The organism is Spongiactinospora sp. 9N601, assembly GCF_044326295.1.
GTDB lineage: Bacteria > Actinomycetota > Actinomycetes > Streptosporangiales > Streptosporangiaceae > Spongiactinospora > Spongiactinospora gelatinilytica.
This window is the reverse complement of sequence record NZ_JBIRBB010000012.1, coordinates 50,737-68,132: the sequence shown is the minus strand read 5'-3', so window position 1 is coordinate 68,132 and position 17,396 is coordinate 50,737. Positions and strand designations below refer to the sequence as shown.

Annotated in this window: 15 protein-coding genes; 12 read left to right on the top strand and 3 right to left on the bottom strand. The window is 70.3% G+C overall.

Going from position 1 to position 17,396, the window contains the following annotated elements; all coding sequences use genetic code 11:
- The 6 genes from ACH34R_RS27460 (at position 1) to ACH34R_RS27435 (ending at position 7,370) form a co-directional block, all read left to right on the top strand.
- Entirely contained in the window at positions 1-708 is a 708-nt protein-coding gene (locus tag ACH34R_RS27460) for a ribonuclease HII (RefSeq protein WP_397564418.1), read from the top strand.
- 36 nt (positions 709-744) lie between these two features.
- Entirely contained in the window at positions 745-1,068 is a 324-nt protein-coding gene (locus ACH34R_RS27455; RefSeq protein ID WP_030511723.1) for a DUF2469 domain-containing protein, read from the top strand.
- 641 nt (positions 1,069-1,709) lie between these two features.
- Complete coding sequence (locus ACH34R_RS27450; RefSeq protein WP_397564417.1) at positions 1,710-2,063, top strand: YraN family protein; 354 nt, start codon at positions 1,710-1,712, stop codon at positions 2,061-2,063.
- On the top strand, positions 2,064-3,614 hold the full coding sequence (locus ACH34R_RS27445) for a YifB family Mg chelatase-like AAA ATPase (protein WP_397564415.1): 1,551 nt from the start codon (positions 2,064-2,066) through the stop codon (positions 3,612-3,614).
- Positions 3,611-4,798: a DNA-processing protein DprA gene (gene dprA, locus ACH34R_RS27440; protein WP_397564414.1), complete on the top strand. Its 1,188-nt coding sequence runs from the start codon at positions 3,611-3,613 to the stop codon at positions 4,796-4,798. The genes ACH34R_RS27445 and dprA overlap by 4 nt, the downstream gene beginning before the upstream one ends.
- 1,639 nt (positions 4,799-6,437) lie before the next feature.
- Positions 6,438-7,370, top strand: coding sequence for a tyrosine recombinase XerC (locus ACH34R_RS27435; RefSeq protein WP_397564412.1), 933 nt, complete (start codon positions 6,438-6,440; stop codon positions 7,368-7,370).
- Here ACH34R_RS27435 and ACH34R_RS27430 read toward each other — a convergent pair.
- Together ACH34R_RS27430 and ACH34R_RS27425 are read right to left on the bottom strand one after the other, a co-directional pair.
- Complete coding sequence (locus ACH34R_RS27430) at positions 7,287-8,018, bottom strand: murein hydrolase activator EnvC family protein (RefSeq protein WP_397564410.1); 732 nt, start codon at positions 8,016-8,018, stop codon at positions 7,287-7,289. The two genes, ACH34R_RS27435 and ACH34R_RS27430, sit on opposite strands and share 84 nt — an antisense overlap.
- A 155-nt stretch (positions 8,019-8,173) precedes the next feature.
- Positions 8,174-9,451 carry an MFS transporter gene (locus tag ACH34R_RS27425; protein WP_397564408.1) on the bottom strand — a complete coding sequence of 426 codons (1,278 nt, stop codon included), beginning with the start codon at positions 9,449-9,451 and terminating at the stop codon, positions 8,174-8,176.
- A gap of 69 nt (positions 9,452-9,520) precedes the next feature.
- On the opposite strand from ACH34R_RS27425, the gene ACH34R_RS27420 reads away from it, so the two are divergent.
- The 6 genes from ACH34R_RS27420 to ACH34R_RS27395 all read left to right on the top strand — a co-directional run bounded on the left by ACH34R_RS27420 (position 9,521) and on the right by ACH34R_RS27395 (position 16,156).
- Positions 9,521-10,183 (top strand): ArsR/SmtB family transcription factor, encoded by a 663-nt coding sequence (locus ACH34R_RS27420; RefSeq protein WP_397564407.1) that lies wholly within the window; start codon positions 9,521-9,523, stop codon positions 10,181-10,183.
- A 1,106-nt stretch (positions 10,184-11,289) separates the two neighbouring features.
- Positions 11,290-12,288: a 30S ribosomal protein S2 gene (gene rpsB, locus ACH34R_RS27415; RefSeq protein WP_397564406.1), complete on the top strand. Its 999-nt coding sequence runs from the start codon at positions 11,290-11,292 to the stop codon at positions 12,286-12,288.
- A 134-nt stretch (positions 12,289-12,422) separates the two neighbouring features.
- Complete coding sequence (gene tsf, locus ACH34R_RS27410; RefSeq protein WP_397564404.1) at positions 12,423-13,256, top strand: translation elongation factor Ts; 834 nt, start codon at positions 12,423-12,425, stop codon at positions 13,254-13,256.
- Between the two features lie 115 nt (positions 13,257-13,371).
- Positions 13,372-14,067, top strand: a complete 696-nt coding sequence (gene pyrH, locus ACH34R_RS27405; RefSeq protein WP_225878719.1) for a UMP kinase — start codon at positions 13,372-13,374, stop codon at positions 14,065-14,067.
- A gap of 80 nt (positions 14,068-14,147) precedes the next feature.
- Entirely contained in the window at positions 14,148-14,705 is a 558-nt protein-coding gene (gene frr, locus ACH34R_RS27400; protein ID WP_397564403.1) for a ribosome recycling factor, read from the top strand.
- Between the two features lie 437 nt (positions 14,706-15,142).
- Positions 15,143-16,156 carry a phosphatidate cytidylyltransferase gene (locus ACH34R_RS27395; protein ID WP_397564402.1) on the top strand — a complete coding sequence of 338 codons (1,014 nt, stop codon included), beginning with the start codon at positions 15,143-15,145 and terminating at the stop codon, positions 16,154-16,156.
- On the opposite strand, the gene ACH34R_RS27390 is transcribed toward ACH34R_RS27395, so the two are convergent.
- Positions 16,143-17,228: a suppressor of fused domain protein gene (locus ACH34R_RS27390; RefSeq protein ID WP_397564401.1), complete on the bottom strand. Its 1,086-nt coding sequence runs from the start codon at positions 17,226-17,228 to the stop codon at positions 16,143-16,145. The two genes, ACH34R_RS27395 and ACH34R_RS27390, sit on opposite strands and share 14 nt — an antisense overlap.
- Between the last annotated feature and the right edge of the window lie 168 nt (positions 17,229-17,396).

Genomic DNA, 17,396 nt, shown 5'->3' with positions numbered 1-17,396 from the left:
ATGACTGTTGTGTCGCGCATCTCCGCGCCGGCGTACCGCCCGAGGCCGAGCGTCGTACGGCGGGATTCGGGCCTCTACGCCTACGAAAGGGCGCTGGCGCGGCGGGGCTTCACCCCCATCGCCGGGGTGGACGAGGCGGGCCGTGGGGCCTGCGCCGGGCCGCTGGTGGTGGCCTCCGTGGTCCTTGGCAGGCAGATCGACGGGCTGTGCGACTCCAAGCTGGTGACGCCGGCCGTACGCGAGGCCCTGTACGACCGCATCCTCGCCACCGCCAAGGGCGTCGCCACGGTGATCATTTCGCCGGAGGAGATCGACACGCGCGGCCTGCACAAGTGCAACATCGCCGGCATGCGCCGCGCGGTCGCCCGGCTCGCCTGCGACCCTGGCTACATCCTCACCGACGGCTTCCCGGTGCCCGGACTGCCCGCCCCCGCCCTGGCCATCTGGAAGGGCGACCAGGTCGCGGCCTGCGTCGCGGCCGCCTCCATCGTGGCCAAGGTGACGAGGGACCGCATCATGACGGCACTGGACGAGCAACATCCCGAATACGGTTTTGCCGTACACAAGGGGTATGTCACCCCGGGTCACCGACTTGCCCTCGCCAACCACGGCCCTTGTCCGCAACATCGTTTCTCCTTCGTCACGGTGGCGCGTTCCGGGCTGGGTAGCGAGATGGGTGAGAATGAAGTGGGGGCCGGTGTCGTCTGAAGGGGCGGCCCGGGAGGCACGTGACAGGAGGACGGGATGAGCGCAGAAGATCTCGAAAAGTATGAGACCGAGATGGAGCTGCAGCTCTACCGTGAATATCGCGACGTCGTGGGTCTGTTCACCTACGTCGTGGAGACCGAGCGGCGGTTCTATCTCACCAACTCCGTGGACCTGGATGTGCGCACGGCCGAGAACGGCGACGTCTTCTTCGACGTGAAGATGCAGGACGCCTGGGTCTGGGACATGTACCGCCCGGCGAGGTTCGTGAAGAACGTCCGTGTCGTCACCTTCAAGGACGTCAACGTCGAAGAACTCGCCAAGCCCGACCTCGAAATGCCCAAGGAGGGCTTCTCCTCCTGACCCCCGATCCCAGAGACTTCCTGGCCACCTCCCGGCCCAGGCCCTTTCCTCCTGCCCCGAGGACCAGGCCCCAGCACCACGGCGGACCCCCGCCGCCCAGCACACGCCCAACCAGAGCCGCACCCCCTCGCCCCCGACCACCCACCTTCGGGATGCCACCCCCGAGGCTTCCCACCCCACCATCCAGGGCCGCCCGGCCATGACACCGAACGCCCGCGTCGGTCGGTCGCTCACATTGGGTTTCCCGCCGGGGGTGCAGGCTCAATCCGCCCTCCACGCGAGGCTCCCTGCCTGCCGTGACGCCCGCTCCTCATGACATCCAGTGCGTGGTTCGGGGACACCGTCCGCCCGAAGATTTCCATCCCGTCGTGCAGGCCGCTCGCTCCCAGGCCGCAGATATCGAGGCATTCGGCATCTCCCAGCCGCCGCCGTACCCTCTGCCCGCCGACGTCCGGATGCTCTCGGAATGCGAGAGGCGCCTCACGCCGACGGTCCCATCTAGGGAGCGGCGACCCCGCGCTCCCAAGGGGCAGTTGTCCACAGGGCGTGGTGACGCAGTGTGCCGGGTTATCCACAGAACGTGGTTCGGTGCCTTTCCGGCCGGCGTGGGCGAGAGATGCTCGGGGTCGGAGGTGGTTGTCATGGCGGCCAAGGATGAGTTGGGCAAGCACGGCGAACAGATCGCCGCAGATTTCCTGCAGGCGCGTGGCTGGGAGGTCCTGGCACGCAACTGGCGCTGCAGGGAAGGAGAGATAGACATCGTCGCGCGGGACGGCCGGGCGCTGGTCGTGGTGGAGGTCAAGACCCGGTCCGGCCGCACCCACGGCACCGCGCTGGAGGCGGTCAATCCGCTCAAGTTGCTACGCCTGCGGTTACTCGCGGGCCGATGGCTGGCGGGCCAGAGCGAGCGGTTCGACGCGGTGCGCGTCGACGTCGTCGCTCTGGAGCGGTTCGGACGGGCCTACTCCATCCACCACGAGCGGGGGGTGTCCTGAATGGCGGTCGCCCGTACCCGGTGCGTCGCCCTGATCGGCGTCACCGGCCACGTCATTGAAATCGAGGCCGACATCTCCAACGGCCTTCCCGGCATCCACCTGATCGGCCTGCTCGACACCGCGCTCAGCGAGGCCCGCGACCGTGTCCGGTCCGCCGTCATCAACAGCCGGTACGGCTGGCCCGAGACCCGCGTCACCGTCAGCCTGTTCCCGGCGAGCCTCCCCAAACGAGGCAGCCAGTTCGACCTCGCCATCGCGATGAGCCTGCTCGGCGCGGCCGGCGTGGTGCCGGGCGAGCGGATCGCCGAGCCGTTCTTCCTCGGAGAGCTGGGGCTCGACGGGCGGGTCCGCGTGGTCAGGGGGATTCTTCCTTCCATCGTCGCGGCGGCCGAGGCGGGGGCCGCCAGCGTGGTCGTTCCCGCGGGCAATGCCGCCGAGGCGGGCCTCGTCCCAGGTGTGCGGGTGATCCCCGTGCAGCACCTGCGCCAGCTCGTGGAGTGGCTGCGGGAGGGAGACCCGGCCCGCCCGCCGCAGTGCGACGATCCGGCCTCCCCGCAGAGCGCGGAGCCGTCGCAGGCGTCCCAGCGTCCCGCGCCCGATCTGAAAGACGTCGCGGGCCAGCCGATGGGGCGAAAGGCGCTTGAGGTGTGCGCCGCCGGCGGTCACAACCTCTGGATGCTCGGCCCGCCGGGCACGGGCAAGACGATGCTGGCCGAGCGGCTGCCCACACTGCTTCCGCCGCTGGAGTACGAGCAGGCCCTTGAGGTCACCGCCATCCACTCCATCGCCGGGGCACTGCCGGCCGGGCAACCACTGCTCGCCGGCCCGCCGTTCGTCAGTCCGCACCACACCGCGACCGTCGCCGCCGTCGTCGGGGGCGGCACCTCCGTGCCCCGTCCGGGCGCGGTCTCGATGGCCCACCGTGGCGTGCTGTTCCTCGACGAGGCACCCGAGTTCGCGACGTCCGTCCTGGACTCCCTGCGCCAGCCGCTGGAGTCCGGCACGGTCACGGTCTCGCGCGCCGCCGGCACGACCACCTTCCCCGCCCGTTTCATGCTGGTTCTCGCGGCCAATCCGTGCCCGTGCGCCCAGCCGGCGAGCCCGTCTGAGCCCTGCCAGTGCACGCCCACGGTGAAACGGCGTTATCTCGCGCGTCTTTCCGGGCCGCTGCTCGACCGGATCGACGTGAAGGTCTCCGTGGCCCGCTCCACTCGGCGGGAGCTGATGGCCGACCGCCGGTTCGCCGAACCCAGCGGCGTCGTGCGCGAACGGGTCCTACAGGCCCGCGAGCGTGCCGCCCAGCGGCTGGGCGGCACGCCCTGGCGCACCAACTCCGAGATCCCCGCAAGTGCCCTGCACGGCGATCTACGGCCCCCTGAGGAGGCGATGCGGCCCCTCACCGCGTGCATCGACAACGGTTCCCTGAGCGCTCGCGGGCTCGACCGGGTGACCCGGGTGGCATGGACGCTCGCCGACCTGGCGGGCAAGGAGCATCCGGAAGCCGAGGAGACCAGTGCGGCGCTCGCGCTGTGGCTGGGGGTCGGCCAATGACCGAGCCGTCCGGTGCCGCGCCCCTCGCGGACGAGACCAGGCTGGCCAGAGCGGCGCTGATGCGCGCGGGGGAGTCCGGAGATCCGCTGCTCGGCCGGCTCATCGAGGTGTGCGGGCCGGTGGAGGCGCTGGCCCAGATCCGCGAAGGCGCGCTGACCGCCGAGATCGGTGGCCGGCTGGCGCACGATCGTGGCCGCACTTTGCGCGATGTGCAGGCGAAGGTGACAGGGTGGCGGACGCGGTTGCTGGCGGCCGATCCGGTACGCGACGTGCTCGCGGGCCATGAACGGGGAGCCCGGCTGGTGGTCCCCGGTGACATCGAATGGCCGTCCCAGCTCGACGATCTGGGGGTGGGCCGCCCGACGGGGCTGTGGGTGGAAGGCGCGGCCGACCTGCGCTTCTCCTGTCTGCGTTCGGTCGCCATCGTGGGGGCGCGCGCGGCGACGCCGTACGGTGTCCACGTCGCGTCCGCCATGGGCGCCGAGCTGGGCCAGGAAGGCTGGACGGTGATATCCGGCGGGGCGTACGGCGTGGACAGCGCGGCGCACCGCGGCGCCCTGACCGCGGAGGCGCCCACGGTCGCGGTTCTCGCCTGCGGCACCGACTACTGCTATCCGTCCGGCCATCATGACCTCTTCGCCGTCATACGCGAGCGGGGCGTCCTGATCAGCGAGTCTCCGCCGGGGGCCCACCCGACGCGAAGCCGCTTCCTGATCCGCAACCGGCTCATCGCGGCGCTGTCCAGGGGCACCGTCGTCGCGGAGGCAGCCCTGCGCAGTGGCGCACTGAACACCGTCAACCACGCCCTAACCCTGCACCGCCACGTCGGCGCGGTGCCGGGGCCGGTCACCTCCGAGAGTTCGGCCGGGTGCCACGCACTGCTGCGGCAGGGCAAGGCCCAGTGCGTCACGAACGCCGCCGAGGTCCTCGACCTCATCGGCGCGATCGGAGCCGACCTCGCCCCGGAACCCAAGGGCACGGTCATCCCCTTGGACAGCCTCAGCCCCGAGGCGCGCGCGGTCCTCGACGCCATCCCCTCCCGAGGCCCCGGAGCAGGCCCCGCCACCATCGCCGTCACAGCAGGCATCGACCTCCAAACGGCCCTGAGCCGCCTCGGCGCCCTCGCCGCCGCCGGCTACGTCCAACACGGCCGCCAAGGCTGGCGCCTCCGCGACCGCCGCTGACCCAACAAAGCCCAAACCCCACCACACGCCCATGAACTCCACCCACCCGGGAAGCGCCATGCCCCCACACCCCATCGCGGCCACCCACCACCGCGACTCAGAACCACCGGGGACATCACGGGACTCCCCCGAGTCCGGGGAGCAACGCAGACCATGTGCCACCGCCGCTCATGCGTCGACGGACCAGCGTGGGCCACGGGACCACCGCGGCTGCGCATCCTCGGGCGGTGTCGGCAGGAGCCGAGCCGGTGGGCGAGGCCCGCGAGTCCTTCGGCCGCTACCAGCGGGCCTTCACCGACCTCGACGGCCACCACTGGGAGGCCCTGTGCCTGGTACAGCCCGCCTGAACCCCCTCGGCGGCTTCACCGCTTCGGGCGGTGCCAGGTGAGATCACCTTTACGCAGGTCCTAGCGCTCGCCCGGGGCTCGATCCCGTAAGATCCACCGCTGCCTGGGCACTACCCATCCTCGTGGTTGCGGGGTTACTTCGAGTCCGGGGAGTACTGCGGGTCGTGTGCGATGGTCGCTGATGCGTGGACGGGCGAGTGTGGGCTGCGGGATCACTGTGGCTGTGCATCCTCGTGGTTGCGGGATCATCTCGAGTCCGGTGGCTATGTCAGAGCGGAGTAGCAGCGGATGTTCGCGAGTTCTGGCAGCGCTCGGCGATCTTCGATTCGGCGGAATGTTGGCGAGAACCGGCAGCGCCGGGAGCAACTGGCCGCCGTACGTCCAGCTCCCGGCCCCGCGCGGACCGCTGTCAAAACTCAGCGACAAGGAGGGGCGGCCTGGGCGTGCGCTGTCAGCTCCCGCGTCCATTCGCTGTCGGTTCCCACCAACAGAGCCAGTCCGGGAAGTACCGTGCCCATGCGCTACCGCGTCGCTCAGACATCAACGGGCTCAGGGGCCACCTAGGCTCATGGGCCACCGTGCGTCGGGGACGTCGCGAACCCCTCTCATGAACTCTGCACACCGCTGACCGTTCAGCGAGCGGCCGACCCGGTGCCGGCCGTTGCGTCGATGTGCCGGATGGCGGTGAAGGTGCAGGCGGCCACGGAACGCCACCGGCGTCTCATCGAGAGCCTGCCGGTCCTGGTGAACGGCGGGGAACGGATCGAAAGGCCTGGGCCTGCGGACCTCGCGGCGCTGGTCCGGGGCGTGCTGGACGACCTCGGTACCGACCAGGCGGGCGTTGCTCACTACCTGGCGCCCGCCCGCGCATTGGGCGACCACGGGCTGCTGGAACCGCTGGTGAGCAATCTCGTCGACAACGCCATCCGCCGCAGTGTCCCCCGGCGGCTGGATGAACATCACGACGGGGGGCTCGCCCGGCCGGGCCAGCGTACGGGTCGCCGACTCAGGGTGCCTTGTTCCGCCCGAGATCACGACCGGCTTGTTCGAGCCTTTCCGTACCCGAAGTTTCAAGGGGGTCGTCCATGGTCTCGGCGATCGCCACGACTAACGGCGGCATGCTCGCCGCCCACCCCAGACCCGGGGGCGGGCTCGACATCACGGTCACGCTTCCCGGTATTTGACGCTGTCAGGCCACCATGGCCTGCCGGTTTGTGTTGCTGCTCCGGCGCATTCCGGCTCGGATGCCTTCATTCGCCATGCTGTGGAGGAGGTCGATTGGGTAAGAGGGGATGGTGGATGTGCTTGGGGAGGGTCCCGGGGTGGGTGTTCCGGGGCTGGATGAGGTGGCGGGGGAGTTCGAGCGGTACCTGCGGTTGGAGCGGGGGCATTCTGAGCACACGGTGCGGGCCTATATGACCGATCTTGCGGGGTTGATGGGGCATCTGCGGGCGGGCGGTGCGGAGAACCTGGCGGGGCTGGACATCGTGGCGCTGCGGGCCTGGCTCGCTGAGCAGCATCGGGCGGGGCTCGCGCGGGCGACGCTGGCACGCAGGACGGCGTGTGCGCGGGTGTTCTCCACGTTCGCCCATCGGCGGGGCTGGCTGGCCGATGACCCCGGGCTGTTGCTGGGCACGGCCAAGGCCGGGCGGACGCTGCCCGCGGTGCTCGGGCAGGACGAGGCGCGAGCCGTACTCGACGGGCCTGAAGGGGAGGGGCCGAAGAGGCTGCGCGATCAGGCGATCATGGAAGTGCTCTACGGCACCGGGATCCGGGTCAGTGAGCTGTGCGCGCTTGACGTGGACGATGTCGATCGCGACCGCCGGACGTTGCGGGTGCTCGGCAAAGGCGGCAAGGAGCGTACGGTGCCGTTCGGGGCTCCGGCGATGCAGGCACTGGACGCCTGGTGCGTGCAGGGGAGGCCGCTGTGGCTCCGGGAGCGGAGCGGGCCGGCGTTGTTCCTCGGGACCAGGGGAGGGCGTATCGACCCGGGGACGGTACGGCGGGTCGTGCACACCCGGCTGGCCGCGGTGGAGGGCGCTCCCGACATGGGCCCGCACGGGTTGCGGCACACGGCGGCCACCCACCTGCTGGAGGGCGGGGCGGACCTCCGCAGTGTTCAGGAGATCCTGGGGCACGCCTCACTCAACACCACTCAGATCTACACTCATGTGTCCATCGACCGGCTCCGGAGCGCCTACCGGCAGGCGCATCCCCGAGCTTGAGGAGGACGGCGGCCACAGCGGGAGCAGCCGCACCGGGGCGAGCCCCATGAGCAGCAGCGGGTCGAGATAGTCGGTGCCGCTGCGCAGTCCCCAGTGCAGGCAGGAGACCGGGCAGTGGGCGGGGCCGCCGGTCGGCGACTGCTCTGGCTCCTCGATGACGCCGAGCACGTCGCCGGCGGTCACCGGCTGGCCGCGCCGTACTCGCGCCCGGACCGGCAGGTAGGTGCTTCGCAGCCCGCCTTCGTGGAGGACGGTGACCACCCCCCGCCCTCCCACCGGCCCGGCGAAGCCCACGGTGCCAGGTCCGGGGGACCGGATCGTGTCGCCCGGAGCGGCCTGGAGATCGACGCCTCGATGCCCGGCGAGCCAGGGCTGCGCGGGAGGCGCGAAGTGCCGCAGGATTCTCGGCCGCCCTGTCACGGGCCATGTCCATGCCGATGTGGGTGCGGCGGCGGTGGCAGCGCCGGTCGCCGCGGGGGCGGGCAGGCAGGTGGCGAGGACGATCAGCACGGCAACCGTGGACAGGCGGCGGTGGCGGGCTGATGACAGCGGAGGGGCGTGTGTTCGCTGGATGGGGCGGCAGGCACGGCGGGGGCGGGGAGCAGGAACGTTGATCTCGGGCGAGGCCGGGTGGTGGGGATGGGGCACCGGCGGGATGTTGGGTGCGGACGGGGGACGGCGTGTTCTGGCGGTGTGGTTCACCTGCGTAAGGGTGGCCGATGGGGCGGGGGCGAGGAGCGGGTGAACGGGATTCTGTGGATGGCGAAGCGGCGTTGTCCACAGGAGCAGGAGGATGCAGAGGGTCACGGGCGCGGGGCGTGGCGGAGCGGGGAGAGCCAGATGCAGGGAATGGCGAGGAGGCCGCCCGCGGCGCAGATCCAGATCACCGGGCGGAGGCCGAAGAGTTCGCCGAGTACGCCGCCGACCAGGCCGCCTACGGTGAGGACGCCTTGGGTCGCGAAGGCCGAGGTGGCTCTGACGCGGCCGATGTACTCGGGCGGCGTCTCGCGTGCCATCAGCGTGTTCATGCAGGTCGCGAATGAGATGATGACGATGCCCATGGCGATGGCGGCCGAGCCGAGCAGCGCGGCCTTGACCGGCAGGGAACCGCCGGTGAGGGCCACGACCACATAGTCGCTGGGGAAGAGCAGGACCGAGCCGAGCAGTACGCGTTCGTTGCCGTAGCGGTGGACCAGGCGCGGGACGATGATCGCGCCGAGGATGCCGCCGATCCCGAAACAGGCGGTGAGGCCGCCGATCAGTCCAGACGGCAGGTCCAGCTCGTTGAGGGCATAGAGCATGAAGATCGCTATGTAGGCGCTGGCGAAGAAGTTGTGCGTGGCGCCGGCGCCGAGGAGAGCGCGCAGGATCGGGTTGACGAGGCTCAGGTGCAGGCCGTACTTGATGTCGCGCCACATGCCCTGGGGGGCGGCGGGGGTGTGCCGCTCGGTGGCCCGTATCGAGCGCAGCAGCGCCGCGGAGATCAGGAAGGCTATGGCCTCCGCGAGTACGGCGAGCGGCGCGCTGAGCGCCTGTACCAGCACGCCGCCCAGGCCCGGGCCGCCGACCGAGGCGACGGACTGCGTGGCCTGGGCCCCGGCGATGGCCTCGGTGCGCTGGGACGGGGGTACGGCGGCGAGCAGGTACGGGAAGTCGGCCGCCCGGAAGACGACCGTGCAGGCCCCGACCACGAAGGCCACCGTGAGCAGGTAGGGCACCGACAGTATGCCCAGGTACCAGAACAGCGGCACGGTGGCGGCCGTGGCCGCGGCCACCAGCTCGCAGCCGATCATCAAGGGCTTGCGCCGGGCCATCCGGTCCGCGGCCACGCCGGCGACCAGCCCGAACAGCAGATGCGGGAGCGTCGACGCGGCCGTCAGCGCGCCCATCTCGAAGGACGAACTGCCGAGCAGCGCCGCCGCGGTGAGCGGGATGGCCAGGCGGGAGACCTCCGAACCGCTGAGCGAGATCGTCCGCGCGGTCCAGTAGAGGCGGTAGTCGCGTTGCTTTCTGAGTGGTGGCTCGGGGGTGGGGGCGGTGGCCGGGTCCGGACGCGGTGGATCGTGAAAGGTATCCTTCATAGTTGTGAAGATAACGCTTCATGATTACGAAGGCAACGCTTCAGATCGGCGGACGGGTACGGTTTGCACATGACGGGGGACCGGCCGATGGCACTCAGCGATCCGAAGGCGATGCGCGCCCTCGCGCATCCGGCCCGCTTGGCCATGCTGACCCGGCTGCAGATCGAGGGCGCGGCGACGGCGACCGAGGTCGCCGAAGTGGTTGGGGTGACCCCCAGTGCGGCCAGCTACCACCTGCGAATGCTGGCGAAGTACGGCTTCGTGGAGGACGCGCCGCCGCGCGGCGACGGCCGGGAGCGCGTGTGGCAGGCCCGCGACCGGGGGATGTCGGTCACCCCCGAGCCGGAGGACGAGCCGGAGGTGCGGGCGGCGAAGGACCTGCTGATCAGGGCGTTCCGGGCGAGTGCCGACGACGAGGTCTCGCGGGCACTGGCGCAGCGGGAGAGGGAGGCCGTCGAGTGGCGGGACGCGGCCATCTGGATGCGTTCGATTCTGCTGGTGGACGCGGAGGAGTTGAAAGCGCTGGCGAAGAGGATCGAGGAGCTGATCGCTCCCTATCGGGTGAGCGTCAGGGCCAGGGCCGACGCGACGACGGGGGCCAGGATCGCCGAAGCGCAGATCAACCTCTTCCCCAGGGCGGAGCGCCGGACGCCCGGCCTGCCGACCGAGGTCCACGGCGCGCGGCCCGACCGGCAGCACGATGTGCAGCCTGATCAGCGGCTCGACGAATAGCCTGGCCGCTGCTCTGGTCACGGCACGACCTGCGGCCCGCCTGAGCGGTCCGGTCGGGTGGCCTGGATGGAACTTGACCGTCAGCTTGGTGGGGGTCGGTTGACGGGTCTGCCTGGTGGCTTGGCCAGGGTGTGACCCGCCGGGTCGGCCAAGTGGGTCCGGCTGGGTGCTGATCGGTGGGTCGGTGGATTGGCCGGGGGTGATCTGCCGTCCTGCTGGGCGGATCGGTCGGTGGCGTGATCTGGTCGGCTGGTTGGTGGTCTGTTGCGGGGGTTGCCGGGTCGTTTTGTTGGGTGGGTCGGTCGGTGGGGTGCCGGTGGTGGCTGGGGGGTGATGTGCGGTCCCGCTAGGCGGTTCGGCTGGGTGATCTGGCGGGCTGGTGGGTCTGTTCAGCGGTTTGGCCGGGGGCGTGATCCGCTGGTCGGGTCTGGTGGCCTGGTTGGCCTGGTTGGGCTGGTTGGTGGTCTGTTGCGGGGGTTGCCGGGTCGTGCTGTTGGGTCGGTCGGTGGGGTGCTGATGGTGGCTGGGGGTGATGTGCGGTCCCGGTAGGCGGTTCGGGTGGGTGATCTGGTCGGCTGGTGGGTCTGTTCGGTGGTTTGGCCAGGGGTGTGACTCAAGTGGTCGTGTTGGGCTGGCTGCTGGTTTGCGGCCCCGATAGGGGGCCGGCCAGATGGTTGGTTCGGGCGGTCTGGCGGGGCGGTTCGGTGGTGCGGTGGGGTGATCGGAAGGTTCGTCGGTGGCTCGAACGGCGGTCTGGCGGGGTGGTGGTTTGTGGGGGTGGCGGGAGTTTTGACCTGCCGTCTTGGTGAGCGGGTCGGTCGGTGGCCTGACGGCGCGTGCCGGTGGTACGACGTGCGGTCCCGCTGAGCGGTCCGGGGAGGGGGCGGGGTGCGGTGTGGCGGTAAGACCGGCTGACGCGGTGTGGTCAGGTACACTTTGCGTGGCCTGTGCCCGCAGGCCGACTACGCGCGCCCAGCAGCGACGCCGTTCTCTCGGTCCGGATGTGAGTCCGGTTGGAACGGCGCGGGGCCGCCAGGGCGGTAGCCGTACGGCTGCCGCGAAACCGAGACCGCGCCCAGTGATGGGCGCCCCGACCAGGAGGCACCATGGCTCCCGTCGTCACCATGCGACAGCTTCTCGAAAGCGGCGTTCACTTCGGTCACCAGACCCGCCGCTGGAACCCCAAGATGAAGCGCTTCATCTTCACCGAGCGCAATGGCATCTACATCATCGACCTGCAGAAGTCGCTGTCCTTCATCGACCGCGCGTACGACTTCGTCAAGGAGACGGTCGCGCACGGCGGCACCATTCTGTTCGTCGGCACCAAGAAGCAGGCCCAGGAGGCCATCGCCGAGCAGTCCACGCGCGTCGGCATGCCGTACGTGAACCAGCGCTGGCTGGGCGGCATGCTCACCAACTTCTCCACCGTGCACAAGCGGCTCCAGCGCCTCAAGGAGCTGGAGGAGCTCGACTTCGACAATGTGGCCGGTTCCGGCCTCACCAAGAAGGAGCTCCTGATGCGCCGCCGCGAGAAGGAGAAGCTCGAGCGCACGCTCGGCGGCATCAGGGACATGGCCAGGGTGCCGAGCGCGGTGTGGATCGTCGACACCAAGAAAGAGCACATCGGCGTCAACGAGGCGCGCAAGCTGAACATCCCGGTCGTCGCGATCCTTGACACCAACTGCGACCCCGATGAGGTCGACTACCCGATCCCGGGCAACGACGACGCCATCCGCTCGGTGAGCCTGCTCACCCGCGTGATCGCCGACGCCGTCGCCGACGGGCTCATGGCCCGCGCGGGCGCCGGTCGCGGCGACGAGAAGCCGGCCGGTCAGGCCCAGGCCGAGCCGCTGGCCGAGTGGGAGCGGGAACTGCTGGAGCGCGCCGAGGGCGAAGCCGCCAAGGACGAGGCCCCGGCGACCGCCGAGGGCGCGGAGGCGGCCCCGCAGGCCGAGGCCCCCGCGGAGGAGGTCCCCGCGGAGGAGGCTCCCGCCGCCGAGGCCGAGGCCCCGCAGGCCGAGGCTCCGCAGGCCGAAGTGCAGGCCGAGGCCCCGCAGACCGAGGCGCAGGCCGAGTCCGGCGAGGCCGAGCAGCAGCAGGGCTGAGCCTTCCGCTGAGCCCTCCGGTACGGCCCGCACGGGGCCGTACCGGGCAACGGATCTCCCCGGGTGGGCGGGCCGCCGGGGCCGCCCACCCGGTCCCACGACGACTCCCAGACGACTCCCACGAGGGAAAGACAATGGCTTCTGTGAACATGGCCGACGTCAAGCGGCTCCGTGACGCGACCGCCGCCGGCATGATGGCCTGTAAGAAGGCGCTGGAGGAGGCCGGCGGCGACTTCGACAAGGCCGTCGACCTGCTGCGCATCAAGGGCGCCAAGGACGTCGGCAAGCGCGAGGCGCGTACCGCCTCCAACGGCCTGATCGCCGTCAAGCACGTCGGCGACTCGCTGGCCGCGCTGCTGGAGCTCAACTGCGAGACCGACTTCGTGGCCAAGTCCGAGCGGTTCCAGGAGGTCGCGGCCACGGTCGTCGACCACATCGCCAACGCCAAGCCGGCCGACGTACCGGCCCTGCTCGACTCTCAGGTCGGCGGCAAGTCGGTCAAGGAACTGCTGGACGAGACCAACGCCGCGCTCGGCGAGAAGATCGAGATCCGCCGCTTCGCCGTGCTCGAAGGCGGTTACGTCGGCAGCTACATGCACAAGACCGACCCCCAGCTCCCGCCGACCCTCGGCGTGCTGGTCCAGCTCGACGTGCAGAACGCCGAGGTCGCCAAGGAGATCGCGCAGCACACCGCGGCGATGGCGCCGAAGTACCTGGACGCCGAGAGCGTGCCGGCCGACGTCATCGAGAAGGAGCGCGCGGTCTTCGAGCAGATGACCCGCGAGGAGGGCAAGCCGGAGGCGGCGCTGCCCAAGATCGTGGACGGCCGGATCAACGGCTGGTACCGCGACTTCACCCTGCTCCAGCAGGTGTTCGTCAAGGACGGCAAGAAGAGCGTCGGCAAGATCGCCGAAGAGGCGGGCGTGAAGGTGCTGAGCTTCGTCCGGTACAAGGTGGGACAGGCTTAGTCTTACTAGCAGCCCGAACAGCCCAGTCGAGGAGGCCGCCGTCGTGCAGGAGAACCCCGAACCCGCTACGTCGGCGGTTTCATCGCATTCCGGGCCATTGCGCTGGAAGCGTGTGATGCTCAAACTTTCCGGCGAGGCGTTCGCCGGCCGGGAGCCGCTGGGCATCGACGGGGTGGTGGTCGGCCATCTGGCCGACGCGATCGCCGAGGTGGTGCGCGAGGGCGTACAGGTGTCCGTGGTGGTCGGCGGCGGCAACATGTTCCGCGGCGCCACGCTCTCCCAGCAGGGGATGGACCGTGCCCGTGCCGACTACATGGGCATGCTGGGCACGGTCATCAACTGCCTCGCCCTACAGGACTTCCTGGAGAAGCGCGGGGTGGAGACCCGCGTGCAGACCGCCATCACCATGCAGCAGGTCGCCGAGCCCTTCCTGCCCAGGAGGGCGATCCGCCACCTGGAGAAGGGCCGAGTGGTGATCTTCGGTGCGGGTCTGGGCTCGCCGTTCTTCTCGACCGACACCTGCGCCGCGCAGCGCGCGCTGGAGATCGGGGCCGAGGCGCTGCTGAAGGGCACGCAGGTCGACGGCGTCTACGACTCCGACCCGCGGAAGAATCCCGATGCCGTACGCTTCGACCACCTGGAGTACGGGGAGGTCCTCACCAGAGGGCTCGGGGTCATGGACGCCACCGCGATCAGCCTGTGCATGGACAACGGACTGCCCATCGTCGTCTTCGACCTGCTGGGGGATGGCAACGTGCTCCGGGCGGTCCGCGGTGAGAAGATCGGCACGCTGGTGAGTCCGGCAAGGTAAGTCAAGCCCGCGGTCCGCGGAGGTCGGTTCTTCGCAGACGGGGACGACACCCCTCGTGGGCAGCGAAATAGGGAGCCGCTGTGATCGACGAATCTCTCCTCGAAGCCGAGGAAAAAATGGACAAGGCCGTGACCGTCGCGAAGGAGGACTTCGCGAGCATCCGTACCGGCCGGGTCGCGCCCTCGATGTTCAACAAGATCAACGCCGACTACTATGGCACGCCGACCCCGGTCCAGCAGTTGGCGTCGTTCCACGTGCCGGAGGCCCGGATGGTCATCATCCAGCCTTACGACAAGGGCGCGATGAGCGCGATCGAGAAGGCGATCCGGGACAGTGACCTCGGGGTGAACCCGGGCAACGACGGACAGATCATTCGCGTGGTCTTCCCCGAGTTGTCCGAGGAGCGCCGCAAGGAGTACATCAAGGTCGCCCGGTCGAAGGCCGAGGCGGCGCGGGTCGCGGTGCGCAACATCCGCCGGCACGCCAAGGAGGCCCTGGACAAGCTCGTCAAGGACGGCGAGACCGGGGAGGACGAGGTACGGCGTGCGGAGAAGGAGCTCGACGACCTCACCCAGAAGCACGTCGCGCAGATCGACGAGCTGCTCAAGCACAAGGAATCCGAACTGCTCATAGTCTGAGCGGCGAGCCCGCTGAACAGCCCGCCTGGGCAGGTGCGGGTGAGGCGGCTTCGCATGCCGAGCGGTGGGGTTCCAGTGGTGTGGAGTGGCGATTCTGGCGAAACGACGCATTCGGGTTGTTCGTGGCTGTTGAGGTGAATGCACGGCCGGAGGAGCCGGGGGCGGTGCCCCGGGATATCCGGCATTGTCCAGACACTAGGCTGGTGGATGGACAATAACCTGCAATACGGACATCTGGCCGGTGGGCAGGTCTGCTGTGGATGACCTGGCCCGGCCCGGATGTCCGGCCTTGACCGGGCTTGGATGCGGACGGCCTGGTCCGGATGGGGGAATCCGGCCCGGACGCGGTCGGCTCGATCCGGACACCGGCAGGCCGCCGGTGGTCCGGCCTGGCCCGGGTGCTGCCATGAAGAAGTGCGTAAGAGAGTGAGACGCGCGTGGAATCTGCCGCCGACGGCTCCAGAACCCCCGGCGCCGCCGACGGCGACAAGGCGACCCGGCCCGCCGGCGACTCCGGCGACGCGACCCGGCCCGCCGACCTGTCCGCCGATGCCCGCGCCGAGACGGGGCGACCCCACGGGGAGGCCGGTCAGGCCGCGGGGGAGACGGCAGGCAGGGTGACCGGGCGAAGCGGGCGCGACCTGCCGGCGGCGATCGCCGTAGGGCTGGTCCTCGCCGCACTGGTCATCGGCTCGCTCTATACGATCAAGGCGTTGTTCCTGCTCGTCGCCGGCGTGGCGGTCGGCATCGGGGTCATCGAGCTGGTAAGGGCGTTCGCGACGCGCGGCATTCAGGTGCCGCTGGTGCCGGTGCTCACGGGCCTGGCCGCGATGGTCGCGGGCGCGTACTGGGGCGGCCCCGCGTACCTGGTCGGCGCCTACGCGGTGACGATCTTCGCGTTGCTCGCCTGGCGGATGATCCGCAAGAACGCCGGCACCGAGCACGCGAGCGACGGCTACGTCAGAGACGCGTCCGCGAGCGTCCTCATCGCCGCCTACCCGGCGTTCCTCGCCGGCTTCGTGGGACTCCTGCTGGAACCCCCGGACGGCGCGCACCGCGTGGTCGTCTTCGTGGCGGTGACGGTCGCCAGCGACATCGGCGGCTATGCGGCCGGGGTGCTGTTCGGGCGGCACAAGATGGCCCCCGAGATCAGCCCGAAGAAGACCTGGGAGGGCTTCGCCGGTTCGGCGCTGGCCTGTGTGCTCGTCGGCGCGTGGCTGGTGTCGTGGCTGCTTTCCGGCGCGATCTGGCAGGGCGCGCTGCTCGGCGCGGTGGTGGTCGTGTTCGCCACGGCGGGCGATCTGGTGGAATCCGTCATCAAGCGCGACCTTCAGCTCAAGGACCTCGGCAGGCTGCTGCCCGGCCACGGCGGGATGATGGACCGCCTCGACTCGCTGGTGGTCACGCTCATCCCGGTATGGGTGCTGCTGGAGCTGTTCATCCAGCGATGAAGCGGGACGGCGGCAGCCGTACGTCCTCGTGGAGTTCGGCCTCGGTCACCGGGGCGAGCCAGAGCCAGCGCACGGCCTCGCCACCGAAGGCGAACCCCGACAGATCGGGCATCCCCGGCGGATCAGCACGCATGATCACCCCGCGATAGTCCGACCCGAGCGGGAACGTGGCCGGTTCGTGGTACCACCTGGCGGTGTGCCCGTGGCCCAGCCAGGTGACCGAGTGCCAGGGGTACTGCCCGAGCCACAGGAAGAGCCTGGCCGCCTCCCTGGGATCGCCCCTGGTGGCAAGGGCCAGCTCGATCCGGGCGTAGGTCTCCGGATGGTCGATGTACTGCTCGACCGTGGGCATCCGCTGGCAGCTCATCCCCACGGTGGACAGGATCGTGTGGTCGCGCCCGTGCTCCGGAGGGCGTTCGCTGATGCCCACCGTGGGCAGGCGCCCGCCGCTCGCGTCCCAGTAGCGCCCCGCCGTACCGGCCCGTCCGTCCAGGTGTCCGAGCACGAACTGCTGGAACGACGGCCACGCGCCCTCCGACCTGCGCCACTCCCAGTACGAGGCCGCCTTGGCGACCCGCGGGGCAAGGCCCTCCATCGCCTCCTCCAGCGCCCAGGCGAACGAGGTCTCGCCGAGGGCCTCACGCGAGTAGCCCGGCATGCCGCGCGCCATGTCGGCCCACCCGGGGATGACGGCCAGCAGCTCGCCGTCCTCGTAGAGCGCGGCCCCGTCGCCCTCCTCGAACCACAGCACGGACAACTCGCCGAGCGGCCGGCGCCCCGCCGGGTGGCGGGTGTTGGCCCGCGGCATCAGCGGCGGCAGGCCCGCGTCGAGCCGGGAGGCGTCCACGGCGGCGGGGGCGGGCAGGTGGTTGGCCAGCCAGACGGCTCCGTGGACCTCGCCGCCCGGGGCGCACAGGTAAGCTACTGAGGAGATCTCGTCGCGTTCGACCACCAGCGTGCGGCTGCCGTACGGGTTGGCGTCGGTGAGCAGGACCTCCGCGCCGTCCGGTACGGCGCGGCGCCGGCTGCCGCCGTGGTCGCCCGCGGAGCCTGCCGGACGGGATGTCGCCATACAACCGCACTTTAGATCAACGCCGGCCCCGGGCCACGGGATGTCGGCACAAAGTCGGGACAATTCAGTGTCGAAAGCGAGCGTCCAGACGGTGCCCTCCACGTCGTCCACGTCATCCACGTCGTCAAAGCAGCACGAATCCGCCACGGCGAGCCCGGAGCGTCCCCG